The sequence below is a fragment of the Streptomyces sp. NPDC025806 genome (assembly GCF_055558275.1).
In genome coordinates this window covers 404,936-422,733 of the sequence record NZ_JBVHMU010000001.1, presented here as the reverse complement: position 1 = coordinate 422,733, position 17,798 = coordinate 404,936, and the positions used below count along the sequence as shown (strand labels likewise).

16 protein-coding genes are annotated in these 17,798 nt (G+C 70.8%); 1 reads left to right on the top strand and 15 read right to left on the bottom strand.

Going from position 1 to position 17,798, the window contains the following annotated elements:
* Positions 1-49: 49 nt before the first annotated feature.
* The 15 genes from ACZ4E1_RS01920 to rsmH form a co-directional block, all read right to left on the bottom strand.
* A complete protein-coding gene (locus ACZ4E1_RS01920; protein WP_188339419.1) occupies positions 50-334 on the bottom strand; it encodes a YggT family protein in 285 nt (94 codons plus the stop codon).
* Positions 335-409: 75 nt separating this feature from the next.
* Positions 410-1,051, bottom strand: a complete 642-nt coding sequence (locus ACZ4E1_RS01915; RefSeq protein WP_188339418.1) for a cell division protein SepF — start codon at positions 1,049-1,051, stop codon at positions 410-412.
* 132 nt (positions 1,052-1,183) lie between these two features.
* Positions 1,184-1,930: a YggS family pyridoxal phosphate-dependent enzyme gene (locus tag ACZ4E1_RS01910; RefSeq protein ID WP_467534876.1), complete on the bottom strand. Its 747-nt coding sequence runs from the start codon at positions 1,928-1,930 to the stop codon at positions 1,184-1,186.
* 6 nt (positions 1,931-1,936) lie between these two features.
* On the bottom strand, positions 1,937-2,668 hold the full coding sequence (gene pgeF, locus ACZ4E1_RS01905) for a peptidoglycan editing factor PgeF (RefSeq protein ID WP_467534875.1): 732 nt from the start codon (positions 2,666-2,668) through the stop codon (positions 1,937-1,939).
* Positions 2,669-2,699: 31 nt separating this feature from the next.
* Positions 2,700-3,926 carry a cell division protein FtsZ gene (ftsZ, locus tag ACZ4E1_RS01900; RefSeq protein WP_467534874.1) on the bottom strand — a complete coding sequence of 409 codons (1,227 nt, stop codon included), beginning with the start codon at positions 3,924-3,926 and terminating at the stop codon, positions 2,700-2,702.
* 297 nt (positions 3,927-4,223) lie between these two features.
* Positions 4,224-5,030, bottom strand: coding sequence for a cell division protein FtsQ/DivIB (locus ACZ4E1_RS01895; protein WP_467534873.1), 807 nt, complete (start codon positions 5,028-5,030; stop codon positions 4,224-4,226).
* 29 nt (positions 5,031-5,059) lie between these two features.
* Positions 5,060-6,148, bottom strand: coding sequence for an undecaprenyldiphospho-muramoylpentapeptide beta-N-acetylglucosaminyltransferase (murG, locus tag ACZ4E1_RS01890; protein ID WP_399126804.1), 1,089 nt, complete (start codon positions 6,146-6,148; stop codon positions 5,060-5,062).
* A gap of 6 nt (positions 6,149-6,154) precedes the next feature.
* Positions 6,155-7,465, bottom strand: coding sequence for a putative lipid II flippase FtsW (gene ftsW, locus ACZ4E1_RS01885; RefSeq protein ID WP_467534871.1), 1,311 nt, complete (start codon positions 7,463-7,465; stop codon positions 6,155-6,157).
* 91 nt (positions 7,466-7,556) lie between these two features.
* Positions 7,557-8,999, bottom strand: coding sequence for a UDP-N-acetylmuramoyl-L-alanine--D-glutamate ligase (murD, locus tag ACZ4E1_RS01880; RefSeq protein ID WP_467534869.1), 1,443 nt, complete (start codon positions 8,997-8,999; stop codon positions 7,557-7,559).
* A complete protein-coding gene (gene mraY / locus ACZ4E1_RS01875; RefSeq protein ID WP_188339410.1) occupies positions 8,981-10,054 on the bottom strand; it encodes a phospho-N-acetylmuramoyl-pentapeptide-transferase in 1,074 nt (357 codons plus the stop codon). Before mraY ends, murD begins: the two co-directional genes overlap by 19 nt.
* Positions 10,051-11,472 carry a UDP-N-acetylmuramoyl-tripeptide--D-alanyl-D-alanine ligase gene (locus ACZ4E1_RS01870; protein WP_467534867.1) on the bottom strand — a complete coding sequence of 474 codons (1,422 nt, stop codon included), beginning with the start codon at positions 11,470-11,472 and terminating at the stop codon, positions 10,051-10,053. The genes mraY and ACZ4E1_RS01870 overlap by 4 nt, the downstream gene beginning before the upstream one ends.
* A gap of 4 nt (positions 11,473-11,476) precedes the next feature.
* On the bottom strand, positions 11,477-13,132 hold the full coding sequence (locus ACZ4E1_RS01865) for a UDP-N-acetylmuramoyl-L-alanyl-D-glutamate--2,6-diaminopimelate ligase (RefSeq protein WP_467534866.1): 1,656 nt from the start codon (positions 13,130-13,132) through the stop codon (positions 11,477-11,479).
* 105 nt (positions 13,133-13,237) lie between these two features.
* Positions 13,238-15,202, bottom strand: a complete 1,965-nt coding sequence (locus ACZ4E1_RS01860; protein WP_467534863.1) for a peptidoglycan D,D-transpeptidase FtsI family protein — start codon at positions 15,200-15,202, stop codon at positions 13,238-13,240.
* Between the two features lie 4 nt (positions 15,203-15,206).
* Entirely contained in the window at positions 15,207-15,848 is a 642-nt protein-coding gene (ftsL, locus tag ACZ4E1_RS01855; protein WP_467534861.1) for a cell division protein FtsL, read from the bottom strand.
* 36 nt (positions 15,849-15,884) lie between these two features.
* The gene (gene rsmH, locus ACZ4E1_RS01850; RefSeq protein WP_467534859.1) at positions 15,885-16,841 is read right to left on the bottom strand and encodes a 16S rRNA (cytosine(1402)-N(4))-methyltransferase RsmH; all 957 of its coding nucleotides are present in this window, start codon (positions 16,839-16,841) and stop codon (positions 15,885-15,887) included.
* Positions 16,842-17,153: 312 nt separating this feature from the next.
* On the opposite strand from rsmH, the gene ACZ4E1_RS01845 reads away from it, so the two are divergent.
* The gene (locus ACZ4E1_RS01845) at positions 17,154-17,696 is read left to right on the top strand and encodes a beta-class carbonic anhydrase (RefSeq protein WP_467534857.1); all 543 of its coding nucleotides are present in this window, start codon (positions 17,154-17,156) and stop codon (positions 17,694-17,696) included.
* The last annotated feature ends 102 nt before the right edge of the window (positions 17,697-17,798 follow it).

Below are 17,798 nucleotides of genomic sequence, written 5' to 3'. Positions count from 1 at the left end.
ACCTCAACGTTGTCGTCGGCATTCGGCAAGACCGTAATTGACATCGTGCTCACAGCCGGCTCACGACGGAGATCAGGATGTAGACGATGATCATCAGTACGAAGAAGGACAGGTCGAGCGCCACGCCCCCGAGACGCAGCGGCGGAATGAACCGCCGCAGAAGCTTGAGCGGTGGATCAGTGACAGTGTAGGTGGCCTCCAGAACGACCACCATCGCCTTGCCGGGTTGCCACGAGCGGGCGAACTGGAAGACGTAGTCCATGACCAGCCGGAAGATCAGCACGATGAGGAAACACATCAGCGCGATGTAGACCACATCCAAAACCACGCCCATGTCGGTGGTTCCCTCTCCCCTGTGTCTCGTGCCTCGTGACTAGTACATAGCTAGCCGTTGAACTAGTGCTGCGTCTCAGCTCTGGTTGAAGAACCCGCCCTCTGCGATGCGGGCCTTGTCCTCCGCCGTGACATCGACGTTAGCAGGCGACAACAGGAACACCTTCTGAGTCACCCGCTCGATGCTCCCGTGCAGACCGAACACCAGACCGGCCGCAAAGTCGACAAGTCGCTTCGCGTCGGTGTCGTCCATCTCCGTCAGATTCATGATCACCGGAGTGCCCTCGCGGAAGTGTTCCCCGATGGTACGGGCCTCGTTGTAGGTCCGCGGGTGCAGCGTGGTGATGCGGTACGGCTCCCGCTCGGACACGACCTTGGGCATGATCACCGGTGCGTTCTTCTCCAGACTCTGACGTTCAGGTGTGATGGATGCCACGGGGGCGATTCGCGCCGGACGTCCGGAATCGGCGGTCAGCGACGCGGGCTGGCGCACCGGCTCGCGCGGCGCGGGGGCTTGCACCACTCGTACCGATTCGTCCGCTTCTGCCGGGCGGGAGTTGTGTGACGAGTGCGACGGCTCGTGCCGTCGGCGGTCACGCTCGGGCTCGGGGTCGAGCTCGGGCTCGAAGTCGTCGTCGGGGTCGAACCCCCGGCCGTCGTACCCATCGTCCTCCACGAGGCCGAGGTAGACCGCCATCTTGCGCATCGCGCCGGCCATGCTCTGAGTCCTCCGCTCTGTGGTGGATCGGCTGAGGCTGACGTCAACCCATGCGCCCGCGATCCACGCGATCTCCCCGCCCATCAGCGAGAATGACCATATTTTCTGCTGTGGTCCGACTTCTTGGCGACGTTACCCGAGCCTGGGTCGGACTCCGAGGACCGCCGTACCGACGCGCACATGTGTCGCTCCGGCCGTCACAGCCTCTTCGAGGTCCGAACTCATCCCTGCCGACACCATGTTCGCAGCCGGATGGGCCACGCGCAGGTGAGTCGACAAATCCATGAGCCGCTCGAACGCCGCCTGTTGCCGTCCCGCGTAGGGCCCGGTGAGCGGCGCGACGGTCATCAGACCGTCGAGCCGCAAGCCCGGAGCCTCGGCCACGCGAGCGGCCAGTTCCTCCACTCCCCCTACTCCCACGCCACCGCGCTCACCGCGCCCGTCCACCTCGGCGTCGAGCGCGACCTGGATCAGACAGCCCAGCTCGCGCTCGGCGCGCACCGCCTCCTTGGACAGTGCCGTGACGAGCTTCGCGCGGTCGATGGACTGCACCAGACCGGCATAACCCACCACGGAACGGACCTTGTTGGTCTGCAATTGACCCACGAAGTGCCAAGTGAGGGGCAGATCCGCACATTCCGCGGCCTTGGGTGCGGCGTCCTGGTCACGGTTCTCGGCCACGTGCCGCACCCCGAGCCCGGCCAGGATCCGCACGTCGCTCGCGGGGTAGGTCTTGGTGACCACGATCAGGGTCACGTCCTCGCGCTTGCGGCCGGCGGCCGCGCACGCGGCGGAGATACGTTCCTCCACCGCCGCCAGGTTCGAGGCGAGTTCGGCCTCGCGGTCCTGAAGGTCCGCAGATCCCTGAAGGTCCGTCATGTCGTATCAGTCCAGCCAGACGTAGCCGGCGAGCCGGCCGGTGGCCTTGTCGCGGCGGTAGGAGAAGTGGTCGTGCGATTCGAGGGTGCACACCGGCGACTGCTCCCGGTCGCGCACCCCCAGCCGTTCCAGTTGCGCGTGCACACCGGCGGTCACGTCGACGGCCGGTGTGCCCCAGCCGGTCTCGGCGTACGCCGCGGGTTCCACCGCGGCGACGTCCGCGCGCATCTCGGCCGGGACTTCGTAGCACCGCCCGCAGACCGCGGGTCCGGTGCGGGCCGTGATCCGGGCCGGGTCCGCCCCGAGCTTCACCATCGCGCCGACCGCGGCGGGGACGACTCCGGCGATCATGCCGGGGCGCCCCGCGTGTGCGGCGGCAACGACACCGGCGACCGGGTCGGCGAGCAGGACGGGCGTGCAGTCCGCGGTGAGCACGGCGAGGGCGAGCCCGCGCCGCGTGGTCACGATCGCGTCGACGCACGGAATGTCGGCGTCCGGGCCCCAGGGCCCGTCCACCACCTCGACGTCGGGCCCGTGCACCTGGTTCATCCAGACCACCCGGCCCGGCTCGAGGCCGAGTTCCCGCGCCGCCCGTTCCCGGTTGCGCAGGACGGCCGCGGGGTCGTCGCCGACCGCGCCGCCGAGATTGAGCTCCGCGTACGGAGCGGCGCTCACCCCGCCCCACCGGTCGGTGAAGGCGAAGTGCGCGCCGCTCGCGGTGTCGCGCTGTCCTATCACTTCGGCGACGTCCCCATCAGGCCCAGGAACGTCACTTCAGGAAGTCCGGGACGTCCAGCTCCTCGGCCTGGCTGTCCGGGTAGGACGGCCGGGGCACCTGGGGCGGGGCGACCGGGGCGGCCGGGGTCTCGTTGACCGGGGCGGCCTCGACGGGCTCCGGGATCTTGGGCTCCTCGCGCGGGGTGACGCTGCCGAGCGAGCCGAAGCTCGGGCGCGAGGGCTCGGGCGCCGGGGCCGGACGCGAGGCCGGAGCCGACTCCTCGCGCTTGGCCGAGGTCGAACCGATCACGTTGTCCCGCTTGTTCGGCGGCTGGCCGCCGTCGAAGCCGGCGGCGATCACGGTGACCCGCACCTCGTCGCCGAGGGCGTCGTCGATGACGGCGCCGAAGATGATGTTCGCCTCGGGGTGCGCGGCCTCGCTGACCAGCTGGGCGGCCTCGTTGATCTCGAACAGGCCGAGGTCGGAGCCGCCGGAGATGGAGAGCAGCACGCCGCGGGCGCCGTCGATGGACGCCTCGAGGAGCGGCGAGGAGATCGCCATCTCCGCGGCGGCCACGGCGCGGTCGTCGCCGCGGGCCGAGCCGATACCCATGAGGGCCGAACCCGCCTCGGACATGACGGACTTGACGTCCGCGAAGTCGAGGTTGATGAGACCCGGGGTGGTGATGAGGTCGGTGATGCCCTGGACACCGGAGAGCAGGACCTGGTCCGCCGACTTGAAGGCGTCGAGGACGGAGACCTGGCGGTCCGAGATGGACAGGAGCCGGTCGTTCGGGATGACGATGAGGGTGTCGACCTCTTCGCGGAGCTCGGCGATGCCGTCCTCCGCCTGGTTCGCCCGGCGCCGGCCCTCGAAGGTGAACGGGCGGGTGACCACGCCGATCGTGAGGGCGCCGAGCGAGCGCGCGATGTTGGCCACGACGGGTGCGCCGCCGGTGCCGGTGCCGCCACCTTCACCGGCGGTGACGAAGACCATGTCGGCCCCCTTGAGGACCTCCTCGATCTCCTCGCGGTGATCCTCGGCCGCCTTGCGTCCGACGGCCGGATTGGCTCCGGCGCCGAGTCCGCGGGTGAGTTCACGGCCGACGTCGAGCTTGACGTCCGCGTCGCTCATCAACAGGGCTTGCGCGTCGGTGTTGATGGCGATGAACTCGACGCCCTTGAGACCGACCTCGATCATCCGGTTGATGGCATTGACACCACCGCCGCCGACACCGATGACTTTGATGACTGCGAGGTAGTTCTGCGGTGCTGCCACGTCGAAGGCCTCTCGCCTCGAGTTACGTGTCGCCGCTTCGCTTCTACGGTGCGACGACTGATGCCGAATTGGGACGGTCCGGACTACTAGTTGAGTACTAGTCGACTGCCGACCCGAACCCTAACGCTGAAGTTTAGGGTTACCAGTGTGTCTGTTTCCTGGACTCTTCCGAACCTGACACTAAGTCGACAAGTGGCGCCCGTTCAACGAACACGCCGAACCTCCCGTTTTTCTTTTCACCCTATGTGATCAGCCGTAGCGCTGCCCAACCAGGGTGCTGGCCTGCGTCGATGAGCGTCAACTCCGCGACGAGGCGGGGGCGGTGGGGACACTCACATCGAAGTGCCGGGCCTTCGGGGCTGCTTTCATGAGAGCGACGAGTGCACGCGCCTTGGCCGCGCCCTTCTCGGCACTTCCCCACTCGACCACCCGCCCCCGGGTGAGCTCCAGCGAGATGGCGTCGTACGAACGGACCTTGAGATTCCGGGTGTCGCGCGCGACCCCCCGGGGCAGCTGCCGGGCGACCCGCACGGCCTCCCGCACCAGCCGGTCGGGGCCGAAGCGGCGCAGGCTGGCCGCGGCGCCGCTGTGATCCGGCGTCAATTCGAGGCGGGGAACGCCCTCGGGGGCTTTGTCGACCGTCGCGAAACGGACGCCTTTACGGTCAATTTCGACGAACTTGCCCGAATTTCGGGCGTCTTCGGCGAGGAGAACCGGCTTGCGTTCCGTCACTTTCAGTCCGATTCCGTGCGGCCAGGAACGGACGACGTCCACCGCGTCGATCCGCGGCAGTTCCCGCCGCAGCCGGGCCTCGATGGCGTCGGTGTCGACGGAGATCAGCGGGGCGCCGACCGGCACGGCTGCCGCGTCCCGCACCTGGGCCGGGGTCAGGACCTCGGTGCCCGAGGTGGTCACGCGGTCCACCCGCAGCCACGCGGAGCCGTAGAGGAGCCAGATGCCGCCCGCCACGGCGAGGACGAGCAGCACTCCGGTCACGACGAGGGTGCGCACGCCCGGCATGCGCACCCTCGCGCCGGCGGGGGGCGGTTCGGGCGCCTGGGTCCTGTCCCGTTCGCCGCGGTCCGCGGTGGTCGCCTTGGCCACGCTCCCCTGCCTTCACATCCGCACGTCCGCTAGTGACGCGAGTTGATCGCCTCGTACACCATGCCGACGAGCAGGTCGTCGGCGTCCCGGCGGCCGAACTCGGAGGCGGCGCGGGACATCTCGTACAGCCGGTGCGGGTCGCCGAGGACGGGCAGGACGTTGCCCTGGACCCACTCGGGGGTCAGCTCCGCGTCGTCGACCAGCAGGCCGCCGCCGGCCTTGACCACCGGCTGGGCGTTGAGCCGCTGTTCGCCGTTGCCGATGGGCAGCGGGACGTAGGCGGCCGGGAGCCCGACGGCGGAGAGTTCGGCGACGGTCATCGCGCCCGCGCGGCAGAGCATCATGTCGGCCGCGGCGTACGCGAGGTCCATCCGGTCCACGTACGGTACCGGGATGTACGGGGGCATCCCCGGCATCTGCTGGACCTGCGGCAGTTCGTTCTTCGGGCCGACCACGTGCAGGATCTGGATGCCGGACTGCTGGAGCAGCGGGGCGACGCGCGTGACGACCTCGTTGAGGTGCCGGGCGCCCTGGGAGCCGCCGGAGACCAGCAGCGTCGGCAGGTTCGGGTCGAGGCCGAACGCGGCGCGGGCCTCCGGGCGCATCGCGGCCCGGTCCAGCATGGCGATGGTGCGGCGCAGCGGGATGCCGATGTAGCGGGCGCCCCGCAGCTTGCTGTCCGGGGTGGAGACGGCGACCCCGGCCGCGTACCGCGAGCCGATCTTGTTGGCCAGGCCCGGGCGGGCGTTGGCCTCGTGCACCACGATCGGCACGCCGAGCCGCTTGGCCGCGAGGTAGCCGGGCAGCGCCACGTAGCCGCCGAAGCCGACAACGGCGTCGGCCTTGGTGCGCTCCAGGATCTGCTCGGCGGCCTTGATCGTGCCGCGCAGCCGCCCCGGCACCGTGATCAGTTCAGGGGTGGGCTTGCGCGGCAGGGGTACGGCGGGGATCAGCGCGAGATCGTAGCCGCGCTCCGGTACGAGACGGGTCTCCAGGCCGCGCTCCGTGCCGAGCGCCGTGATCCCCACGGTCGGGTCCTGCCTGCGCAGGGCGTCCGCGAGGGCGAGCGCCGGCTCGATGTGGCCGGCGGTCCCCCCACCGGCGAGTACGACATGCACCGAAATTCACCGCTCTCCGGACGAACGCGCCTGAGCGCGCCGTCGCATCGTGTTCCATCTCATCCGTGGCTGCCGCATGGCGAGGGCCGCCCGCGCCGCCGGTTCGTCCCGCGCGAACGCGATCAGAAGTCCTACGGCGAACATGGTCGGCAGCAGCGCCGAACCCCCGTACGAGAACAGCGGGAGCGGGACGCCGGCGATCGGCAGCAGGCCGAGCACCGCACCGATGTTGACCACGGCCTGCGCCGTGATCCAGGTCGTCACGCCACCCGCGGCGTATCGAACGAAGGGGTCCTCCGTGCGTCCGGCCACGCGGATACCCGCATAGCCTAGAGCCGCGAACAGGGCGAGCACCGACAGCGTCCCCGCCAGGCCCAGTTCCTCACCGGTGATGGCAAAGATGAAGTCAGTGTGCGCTTCGGGAAGTTGACCCCATTTTTCCACACTCGCCCCCAGGCCGGAACCGAAGAGTCCGCCGGAGGCCAGGGCGTAGATCCCGTGCAGTCCCTGCCAGCACAGATCGTCCGGTCCGGCGTCGGCGCGGCCCAGACAGGCCAGGCGCGCCATACGGTTCGGGCTGGTCTTGATGAGCATGATGCCGATGGCGCCGGCGACCGCGAGAACCCCGACGAACAGCCGGGTGGGGGCGCCGGCCAGCCACAACAGGCCGAAGAGGATCGCTGTGAGAAGGATCGCGGTTCCCATGTCGCCGCCGAGCATGATGAGTCCGAGCAGCAGGAAGGCGACGGGGACCAGCGGGACCAGCATGTGCTTCCACTGGGCCAGCAGCCGCTTGTCGTGCTTGCGGGCCAGCAGGTCCGCGCCCCACAGGATGAGCGCCAGCTTCCCGAACTCGCTGGGCTGCAGCATGAAGGGGCCGCCGAGCGAGATCCAGTTCTGGTTGCCGTTGATCGACACTCCTATCCCCGGGATCTGCACGAGGACCATGAGGAAGACGCTGACGGCGAGGATCGGGTAGGCGAGCGCCCGGTGCAGCTTGACCGGCATCCGCATCGCGACGAGCAGCAGGATCGTGCCGAGGACGGCCGCGACGAACTGCTTGCGGAAGAAGTACGAGCTGGACAGGCCCATCTGCAGGGCCGTGATCATCGAGGCCGAGTAGACCATCACGAGGCCGAGCACGGTGAGCAGGGACGCGGCGCCGAGGATCAGGTAGTACGCGGTGAGCGGCCGGTCCCAGGCGCGGCGGGCGCGCCCGTAGAAGGTGCGCACGGGGTTGGCCCGCGCCCGGTAGACCTTACTGGTCCTGCGGGGCGGTGCGGCGGGGCGCTTGGTCGTACGGGCACTACCGGGCATCGCCGCTCCCCCGAGCCCCTGAGCCTTCCGTCAACGCTGCCACGTCCCCTCCCGAGGGTTGCCCGGCGTCACCGGGCACCCGGGGGTCCCGTCAGACGCTGGTGGCGCCGAGTTCGCGGACCGCTGCCGCGAACGCCTCGCCACGCTTGTTGTAGTTGGTGAACATGTCCATCGACGCGCAGGCCGGGGCCATCAGGACGGTGTCGCCCGGGCGGGCGAGCCGTGCCGCCTCCTGCACCGCCGCCGACATCGCCCCAGTGTCGGTCCGCTCGAGGTCGACCACCGGGACTTCCGGGGCGTGTCGCTCCAGGGCTTCGCGGATCAGCGCGCGGTCCTGGCCGATGAGCACGACGCCGCGCAGCCGCTTCGCGGCGCCCGTGACGAGCTCGTCGAACGTGGCGCCCTTGGCGAGGCCGCCGGCGATCCACACGATGGACTCGTACGCGGCCAACGAGGCCTGCGTGGCATGGGTGTTGGTGGCCTTGGAGTCGTCGATGTACGCGACCCCGTCGACGTCCGCGACGTGCGCGATGCGGTGCGCGTCCGGCGTGAAATTGCGCAGTCCGTCGCGGACGGCCTGGGGCTCGACCCCGAAGGCGCGGGCCAGGGCCGCCGCCGCGAGGGCGTTGGCGATGTTGTGCGGGGCCGGCGGGTTCACGTCGGAGATCTCGGCGAGCTCCTGGGCGCTCTTCTGCCGGTTCTCCACGAAGGCGCGGTCGACCAGGATGCCGTCGACGACGCCGAGTTCGGAGGGGCCGGGGGTGCCGAGGGTGAAGCCGATGGCGCGGCAGCCCTCCTCGACCTCGGCCTCGCGGACCAGGTCCTCGGTGGCCTTGTCCGCGACGTTGTAGACGCAGGCGACCTGATTGCCCTCGTAGATACGGCCCTTGTCGGCGGCGTACGCCTCCATGGAGCCGTGCCAGTCGAGGTGGTCGGGCGCGAGGTTCAGGACGGCGCCGGAGTGGGCGCGCAGCGAGGGCGCCCAGTGCAGCTGGTACGAGGAGAGCTCGACGGCGAACACGTCGTACGCGTCGTCGCCTTCGAGGACGACATCGACGATCGGGGTGCCGATGTTGCCGACGGCCGCCGTGCGCAGACCCGCCGCCTCCAGGATGGAGGCGAGCATCTGGGTCGTGGTGGTCTTGCCGTTGGTGCCGGTGATCGCGAGCCAGGGGGCCGCGTCCGGGCCGCGCAGCCGCCAGGCGATCTCGACGTCGCCGACGACGTCGACGCCGTGGGCGGCGGCTGCCGCGAACAGCGGCGACGAGGGCTTCCAGCCCGGGGACGTCACGACGAGTTCCGTGCCCTCGGGGAGCGTCTCGGCGTCCCCGAGCCGTACGGAGATGCCCTCCTCGGCGAGCAGGGCGGCCTTCTCGCGATGCGCGTCGCTGTCGCCGCCGTCGACGACGGTCACGGACGCGCCGAGGCCGGCCAGGGCGCGGGCGGCGCTGAGGCCGCTCACGCCGAGACCGGCGACGGTGATGTTCTTGCCGTTCCAGGAAACCTGGGGCGTGGTCACTTCTTGGCTGCCCATCCTGCGTAGAAGAGGCCGAGTCCGACGATCACGCACATGCCCTGGATGATCCAGAAGCGGACCACGATGAGGACTTCGGACCAGCCCTTGAGTTCGAAGTGGTGTTGCAGCGGCGCCATGCGGAAGACGCGCTTGCCGGTCATCTTGAAGGAGCCGACCTGGATGACCACGGACATCGTGATGAGGACGAACAGGCCGCCCAGGAGCGCGATCAGGAGCTCGGTGCGCGAGCAGATCGCGAGACCGGCCAGGGCGCCGCCGAGGGCGAGCGAGCCGGTGTCACCCATGAAGATCTTGGCGGGCGAGGTGTTCCACCACAGGAAGCCGAAGCAGGCGCCCATCAACGCGGAGGCGACGACGGCAAGATCGAGTGGGTCTCTGACCTCGAAACAGGCGGCCGGGTTGGTGAGGGTCTGCGCGTTGGCGCAGGACTCCTGGAACTGCCAGACGCCGATGAAGGTGTAGGCGCCGAAGACCATCACGGAGGCGCCGGTGGCGAGGCCGTCGAGGCCGTCGGTGAGGTTCACGCCGTTCGACATCGCGAGGATCATGAACAGCGCCCAGACGACGAAGAGCACCGGGCCGATCGTCCAGCCGAAGTCCTCCACGAAGGAGAGCTTGGTGGAGGCGGGGGTATTGCCGCGCACGTCCGCGAAGTTGATGGCGAGCAGCGCGAAGGCGATGCCGACGATCAGCTGGCCGGCCATCTTGGCCTTGGCCCGCAGACCGAGCGAACGGCGCTTGACGATCTTGATGTAGTCGTCGAGGAAGCCGACCAGGCCCATGCCCGCCATCAGGCCGAGCACCAGCAGGCCCGACAGGGTCGGGGCCGCGCCGGTGATCAGCTTGCTGAGGAAGTACGCGATGAGGGTCGCCAGGATGAAGGCGATACCGCCCATCGTCGGCGTACCGCGCTTCGCGTGGTGCTCGCGCGGGCCGTCGTCCCGGATGTACTGGCCGTAGCCCTTGCGGGCCAGCAGCTTGATGAGCAGCGGCGTCCCGACCAGGGTCAGGAACAGGCCGATCACTCCCGCGAAGAGGATCTGCTTCATCATCGGGCATCAGCCCCGGCGTCGATGCCGCCGTCGAGCAGCGCCTGTGCCACGCTCTCCAGGCCCACCGACCTGGAGGCCTTCACGAGCACGACGTCTCCCGGGCGCAGCTCGCTGCGCAACAGGTCGATCGCCGCCTGTGCGTCGGACACGTGCACCGACTCCTCACCCCACGAACCCTCGTTATAGGCGCCCAGTTGCAACCAGGACGCTTCCCTGCCCCCGACTGCCACGAGCTTGCTGACGTTGAGCCGGACGGCGAGCCGTCCGACGGCGTCGTGCTCGGCCAGCGACTCGTCGCCGAGCTCGGCCATCTGCCCGAGCACCGCCCACGTACGGCCCCCCGAGGCCCGTCGGGCCTGGCCCATCGCCGTGAGCGCGCGCAGGGCGGCTCGCATGGACTCGGGGTTCGCGTTGTAGGCGTCGTTGACGATCGTGACGCCGTCCGGACGCTCGGTGACCTCCATCCGCCAGCGGGACAGGGTGCCCGCCTCGGAGAGCGCGAGGGCGATCTCCTCCACGGACATGCCAAGGTCGTGGGCGACGGCGGCCGCGGCGAGCGCGTTCGACACGTGGTGCTCACCGTACAGGCGCAAGGTCACTTCGCTGCACCCGGAGGGTGTGTGAAGGCTGAAGGCGGGCTGTCCGTTCTCCGTGAGCCGGACATTCTCGGCGCGGACGTCGGCGTCGGCGGCCTCTCCGAAGAGGAGCACCTTCGCCCGCGTGCGGGAGGCCATGGCCCGCACCAGGGGGTCGTCCGCGTTGAGGATCGCGGTGCCGTCGGCGGGCAGCGCCTCGACGAGTTCACCCTTCGCTTCCGCGATCTGCTCGCGCCCGCCGAACTCGCCGATGTGGGCGGTGCCGACGTTGAGGACGAGGCCCACCTTGGGGGGCGTGAGGCCGGTGAGGTACCGGATGTGGCCCTTGCCGCGGGCGCCCATCTCCAGGACGAGGAACTTCGTGTCGTCCGCGGCGGAGAGGGCGGTCAGCGGCAGGCCGATCTCGTTGTTGAACGAGCCGGGCGTGAAGACGGTGGGGGCCTTGCGCCGCAGCACCTGGGCGATGAGGTCCTTGGTGCTGGTCTTGCCGGCCGAGCCGGTCAGCGCGACGAGCGTGGCGCCGAGGCGGGCCACGACGTGCCGGGCGAGCGCGCCGAGCGCGGCCTGGACGTCGTCGACGACGATCGCGGGCACGCCGACGGGGCGGGACGCCAGGACGGCGACCGCGCCCTGGTCGACGACCTGGCGCGCGTAGTCGTGGCCGTCGACCCGCTCACCTGCAAAGGCCGCGAACAGGCTGCCGGGTTCGACCTTGCGCGAGTCGATGACGACCGGCCCGGTGACCCGGGCCGACTCGTCCGGTATGTCGTACGTCTGCCCGCCGACGGCTGAGGCGATCTCGGCGAGGGAGAGGGCGATCACAACTTCATCCCTGGGTCTGCTCGATGGCTTCACGAAGCACCTGGCGGTCGTCGAAGGGACGCACCACCCCGGCGATGTCCTGGCCCTGCTCGTGTCCCTTGCCCGCGACGAGCACCGTGTCGCCGGGCTCGGCGCGCGCGACGGCGGCGGCGATGGCGGCGGCCCGGTCCTCGAAGACCTGGACCTCGCCGCGCTCGTGCGCCGGCACGTCGGCGGCGCCCGCGAGCATCGTGGCGAGGATCGCGAGGGGGTCCTCGCCGCGGGGGTTGTCGGAGGTGAGGATGGCCGTGTCGGCGAACCGCGCGGCGGCGGCGCCCATCGGCATCCGCTTCGTACGGTCCCGGTCGCCGCCGCAGCCGAGCACGATGTGCAGCTTGTTCTCGGTGACCTTGCGCAGGGCCTTGAGAACGGACTCGACGGCGTCCGTCTTGTGCGCGTAGTCGACGACGGCCAGGTACTTCTGGCCGGCGTCCACCCGCTCCAGGCGGCCCGGCACGCCGGGGACGGCGGCGACGCCGTCGGCCGCGGTCTGCGGGTCGATCCCGGCGACGGCGAGGGTGACGATCGCGGCGACGGTGTTCGCCACGTTGAAGGGGCCGGGCAGCGGCGCCCTGGCCGTGATCCGCTCGCCCTGGGGGCCGACGACGGTCAAGGTGGAGCCGAGCGGCCCGACTTCGACGTCCTCGGCGCGCCAGTCGGCGTCCGGGTGGCCCTCGGCGGAGAACGTGACGACCGGGACCTCGGACTCCTCGACGAGGCGGCGCCCGTACTCGTCGTCGTAGTTCACGACGCCCTGTTTGCTGCGCGCCTTGGTGAACAGCTGCGCCTTCGCCCGGAAGTAGTCCTCCATGTCGGAGTGGAACTCCATGTGCTCCGGGCTGAGGTTGTTGAAGACGGCGACGTCGAAGACGCAGCCGTCGACCCGGCCGAGCACGAGGGCGTGGCTGGAGACCTCCATGGCGACGGCGTCGACGCCGCGCTCGCGCATGACGGCGAACAGGGCCTGGAGATCGGTGGCTTCGGGGGTGGTGCGCTCGGACTTGATGCGCTCGTCGCCGATGCGCATCTCGACGGTGCCGATGAGCCCGGTGGAGCGGACCTTCTTGAGGCCGCCCTCCACGAGGTACGCGGTGGTCGTCTTGCCGGACGTCCCGGTGATGCCGATCTGCAGCAGGTCCTTGCCGGGCCGGCCGTAGATGGTGGCGGCGAGTTCGCCCATGCGGCCGCGCGGGTTCTCCACGACGAGCGGTACGAGTCCGGCCTCGGTGACGCGCTCGGCGCCGGCCGGGTCGGTCAGCGCGGCGACCGCGCCGAGGGACGCGGCCTGCGCGGCGAAGTCGGCGCCGTGGGCGCGGGCTCCGGGCAGGGCGGCGTACAGGTCGCCGGGGCGTACCGCACGGGAGTCGTGGGTGATGCCGGTGATCTCGGCGGCCTGCGCTGGTGCGGCGACACCCAGCTGATCGGCGAGTTCCGCGAGGGGTGTGGCGGAGATCTCGACCGGCCGCGGCGGCCCGGGATATGTCACGGGTGCGCCCTTCTGGGTGGTTTGGGACTGATCAGCGTGTGGCACGGCGGTGAGCGTACCGGGCGCACCGGCCCCCGAGCGAAGCGAGGGGCGTGGCGCGGGCTGGTTCCCTGGATCGGGGGTGATGGTAGTCACGGGCTCTTCAGGCTGTTCTCGCGGGGCTTCGGGCGGTTCTCACGGGGGCGGGCGCCGGCCGTGATCACGACCGGCGGGCGGTCGGTCACGGCGTGTCATGGCGGATCATGGCTGGAAAGTGACGGGGAGCCGCGCCGACTTGGCGCCCGTGGGCGGCACCTGAAGCGTCTTCAGGGCGAACTCCATGACCTGCTTGTAGATGGGGCCGCAGATCTGGCCGCCGAAATAGCTTCCCTTCGTGGCGTTCTGGATGGCGCAGTAGACGGTGATCCGGGGCTTGTCGGCGGGGGCGAAGCCGGCGAACGAGGAGGTGTAGCCCTTGTAGCGGCCGGTGGCCGGATCCACGCGGTTGGCCGTGCCCGTCTTGCCGGCGACGCGGTAGCCGGGGATCCGGGCCTTGGCGCCGGTGCCCTCCTCGTCGTCGACGACGGACTCGAGCATCTGGGCGACCGTCCGCGCGGTCTTCGCGCTCACCACGCGCGTCTTCTTCGGCGCGGGCGCGGGCGTGAACTTGCCGTCGGGTCCGGTGGTGCCGCGCACCAGGCTGGGCTCCACGCGGACGCCGCCGTTGGCGATGGTCGAGTACACGGACGCGGCCTGCATCGCGTTGATGGAGAAGCCCTGACCGAACGGGATCGTGTACTGCTGCGAGGTCGACCACTCGGCGGGCGGGGCGAGGATGCCGGCCGTCTCGCCGGGGAACCCGAGTCCGCTCTGCTCGCCGATGCCGAACTTGCGCAGGTACGAGGCGAGCGTGCGGTTCGCGGCGGACTGGGTCTTGCCGAGTTCGCCGGTGGCCAGGATCGTGCCGATGTTGCTGGACTTGGCGAGCACGCCGTTGAGCGTGAGGTGCCAGGTCGGGTGGTCGATGTCGTCCTGGAAGAGCCGGTCGCCGCGGTGCAGCCGGTTGGGCACCGTGACATGGGTGGCCGGGGTGGCCACGTTCTCCTCCAGGACCGCCGCCATCGACATGACCTTGGCGGTGGAGCCGGGCTCGTACGCGTCCTGGAGGGCCGCGTTGCCGAGCGCCGACGGGTTCGCCTTCGACAGGTCGTTCGGGTCGAAGCCCGGCGCGTTGGCCATCGCGAGGACCTCGCCGGTCCGCGTGTCCTGCACCATCACGTAGCCGCGGTCGGCCTTGGACTTCGCGACCTGCTCGGTGATCGCCTTCTGCGCGGCCCACTGGATGTCGCGGTCGATGGTGAGCTCCACGTCGGCGCCGGGCACGGCGGGCTGCTCGGTGCTGCCCGCGGTCGGCACCTGCTGACCGCCGGACTGGGCGTAGCGGATCTTGCCCGCCTTGCCCGAGAGTTCCTTGTCGAGCTGCTGCTCCAGGCCGCCGCCGCCCTTGCCCGCGGCGTTGACCCAGCCCAGCATGCCCGCGGCCAGGTCCCCGTTCGGGTACACGCGCTTGCTGCTGGGGTCGGCGAGGACGCCCGCGAGGACGCCCGCCTCACGGCCCTCGGCGTTGGCCTTCTCGTTGAGCGCCGAGCGGAGGTCCTTGATCTGCTTCCAGACCTGCGGGGTGCGCCGCGCGGCGAGCCGCACGTACCGGGTGTCCTTGGTCCGCAGCCGCTTCGCGAGGGTGTCGGCCTCGACGCCGACGATCGGCGCCAGCAGCGCCGCCGCCTGCTCGGGCGCGTCCTTCACCCCGGTGATCTTCTCGGTGAACAGCGTCGGGTCGGCGGTGATGTCGTACGCGTCGACGCTGGTGGCGAGCGCGACGCCGCCGCGGTCGGTGATGCCGCCGCGCTCGGCCGCGATGGTGTGGCTGACGTAGCGGTTCAGCTCGGCCTTGGCGGCGTACGCGTCGGCGTCGACGCCCTGCACCTGCAGCAGGCGTACGACGAAGACCAGGAGGACGAGGGTGAGGCCGAGGCTCACCATGCGCAGCCGGGGCCGGGGGCTGCCCAGACGCAGCGGCGTCGATCCCTTGGGGGACGCGGGGCGCGGGCGGCGGGCGGCCGGTCGCGGGGCGGGGGCCGGGCGGCGCTGCTGCGCGGGGCGGCCGGTGCCGGCCGGGCGCGCGGGGCCGGGCACCCGGCGGCGCGGGGGCTCCCTGTCGGTCATGGCGTCACCTGCCGGAGGTCGAGGGTGCGGGGGCCGTGGATGCGGGAGCCGTCGGCGTCGGGTCCGGGGACCGCGTCGGCTTCGGCGAGGTCTGCGGGGACGCGCCGGTGCTCGGGGTCGGCGACCCGGCGGGCGTGGCCGGGGGTGATGCGGGGCGGCGCACGGGTGCGGGCGCGGCGGCGGGGCTCGGGGCGCCCTTGACGATGCCGGAGGGGCTGAGGAACGCGGGGTCGCCGCCGGGGACCATGCCGAGTTCGCGGGCGCGGCGCAGCAGGGCGTCGGGCGCGGAGTAGGAGTCGACCTCGCGCTGCAGTTCCTGCTCGTCGTCGGTGAGCTCGGTGGTCTGCTTCTTGAGCTTGCTGAGCCTGAACGATCCTTCGTTGAGCGAGGAGTTCAGCATCAGGAGCATGATCAGGCCGCCGCCGAGCAGCAGCACGACCAGGAGAACGAAGGGGGTACGGGCGGCCTGGGCGCCGCCGGAGGGGGCGACGGGCAGGAAGCGGGCGAGGCGGGCGGCGCCGGTGCGTGGCGGGGTCGCGCCCGAGGAGCCGCGCGGACGGGGCGCGCCGCGGGAGGGTTTCGCTCCCGTGCCGCCCCGGGGTCCCCGGGAAGCCCCGGGTCCTTTCGAGCCGTTCGCCGCACTCATGTCCACCCCTCCACGCGCGCGTGCCTCACTCGGCGTTCACCCCTGGACGTCCTCGCGGATGCGCTGCGCACCCCGCAGCCGTGCCGGGGCGGCCCGGCGGTTCTCGGCGACCTCTTCCTCCGTGGGGAGTTCGGCGCCGCGCGTGAGCAGCTGGAGGCGTGGCTGGTACTGCTCGGGGACCACGGGCAGGCCGGGCGGCGCGGTGTTGGCGGCGCCGGCCGCGAAGACCTGCTTGACCAGCCGGTCCTCCAGCGAGTGGTAGGACAGGACGGCGATCCGGCCGCCGACCGCGAGCGCCTTCACCGCGGCCGGAATGGCCCGCTCCAGGACGCTCAGCTCGCCGTTGACCTCGATGCGCAGGGCCTGGAAGGTGCGCTTGGCGGGGTTGCCGCCGGTGCGCTTGGCAGCCTGCGGCAGGGAGTCGCGGATCAGCTCGACGAGGCGCGCGCTGTTGCTGAACGGCTCCTTGTCGCGCTCGCGCACGATGGCCGAGACGATCCGCTTGGCCTGCTTCTCCTCGCCGTACTGGCGCAGGATCCGCACCAGTTCGCCCGGCGGGTACGTGTTGAGGACCTCGGCGGCGCTCACGCCGGTCGTCTGGTCCATGCGCATGTCGAGGGGCGCGTCCTGCGCGTAGGCGAAGCCGCGGTCGGCCTCGTCGAGCTGCATGGAGGAGACGCCGAGGTCGAACAGGACGCCCTGGACGCGCGGGATGCCCAGGCGGTCGAGCACCTCGGGCAGTTCGTCGTAGACGGCGTGCACGAGGGTGGCCCGATCGCCGAAGGGGGCGAGGCGCTCGCCGGACAGGCGCAGGGCCTCCTTGTCGCGGTCGAGCGCGACGAGCCGGCAGGAGGGGAAGGTGGAGAGCAGCGCTTCGCTGTGTCCGCCGAGGCCGAGCGTGCAGTCGACGACGACCGCTCCCGGCTGGGCCAGAGCCGGGGCCAACATGTCCAGGCAGCGCTGGAGCATGACCGGGACGTGTCGCTGACTCAAGAGGCCCTCTCAGGTCCGGCGTGGCGGGCCGTACGTATGTGCCGCGCACGCGGGGAGCGTCCGGCGGGGCCGGGATCTCCGTATTGCTTCGTCAATGGGGTTCGGCGTCACTTTAGTCCACGGCGGGGCTCGGTCAATCAACCGGCCTGCGCGTCGCGGGCCGGGTCGAGCCGAAGCCGCATACCGGCCGAAATCACCCGACCGGTCGAGGTCGGGGCACTCCTGTGGGTTAGCTCACAACAAGGCACGATCATGTTCTTTGTCCTCCCTCACAGGAGGCTCACGGCCCCTGTGAGCACTACCTTCATAAGCATGACGACTTCCGCATCCCTCCCCTCCGAAGGCGCCATAGCGGCCGACGGCACCGTGACCGACCGCCTCGTCGAGGCGAACGGCCAGTACGCGTCCGCGTTCTCCGACCCCGGCATGGACGCCCGTCCCGTGCTGCACGTCGCCGTGGTCGCCTGCATGGACGCCCGTCTCGACCTGCACGCCGCGCTCGGCCTGGAGCTCGGCGACTGTCACACGATCCGCAACGCGGGCGGGGTCGTGACCGACGACGTGATCCGCTCGCTCACGATCAGCCAGCGCGCCCTGGGCACCCGCAGCGTGGTCCTCATCCACCACACCAACTGCGGCCTCGAGGGTCTGTCCGACGACTTCCGGCACGACCTGGAGATGGAGGTCGGCCAGCGCCCGAGCTGGGCCGTCGAGGGCTTCCGCGACGTGGACCAGGACGTGCGCCAGTCGATCCAGAAGGTGCGCACCTCGCCGTTCCTGCTGCACGCCGACGACGTGCGCGGCTTCGTGTTCGACGTGAAGACGGGCCGGCTGCGCGAGATCGCCCCGGCCTGAGCGGCACCGAGGCCGGACCCCGGGCTCCCGTCCGGGGTTCCCGATCCGCCGGCGTTCCCCTCAAAAGGCTGTAAGCCCTGACATATCGCGGCCAGTTGTCCA

Coding starts and splice junctions, on each gene's coding strand:
- ACZ4E1_RS01920 (WP_188339419.1), bottom strand. CDS start 334: ATGGGCGTGGTTTTGGATGTGGTCTACATCGCGCTGATGTGTTTCCTC.
- ACZ4E1_RS01915 (WP_188339418.1), bottom strand. CDS start 1,051: ATGGCCGGCGCGATGCGCAAGATGGCGGTCTACCTCGGCCTCGTGGAG.
- ACZ4E1_RS01910 (WP_467534876.1), bottom strand. CDS start 1,930: ATGACGGACCTTCAGGGATCTGCGGACCTTCAGGACCGCGAGGCCGAA.
- ftsW (WP_467534871.1), bottom strand. CDS start 7,465: ATGCCCGGTAGTGCCCGTACGACCAAGCGCCCCGCCGCACCGCCCCGC.
- murD (WP_467534869.1), bottom strand. CDS start 8,999: ATGGGCAGCCAAGAAGTGACCACGCCCCAGGTTTCCTGGAACGGCAAG.
- mraY (WP_188339410.1), bottom strand. CDS start 10,054: ATGATGAAGCAGATCCTCTTCGCGGGAGTGATCGGCCTGTTCCTGACC.
- ACZ4E1_RS01860 (WP_467534863.1), bottom strand. CDS start 15,202: ATGACCGACAGGGAGCCCCCGCGCCGCCGGGTGCCCGGCCCCGCGCGC.
- ftsL (WP_467534861.1), bottom strand. CDS start 15,848: ATGAGTGCGGCGAACGGCTCGAAAGGACCCGGGGCTTCCCGGGGACCC.
- ACZ4E1_RS01845 (WP_467534857.1), top strand. CDS start 17,154: ATGACGACTTCCGCATCCCTCCCCTCCGAAGGCGCCATAGCGGCCGAC.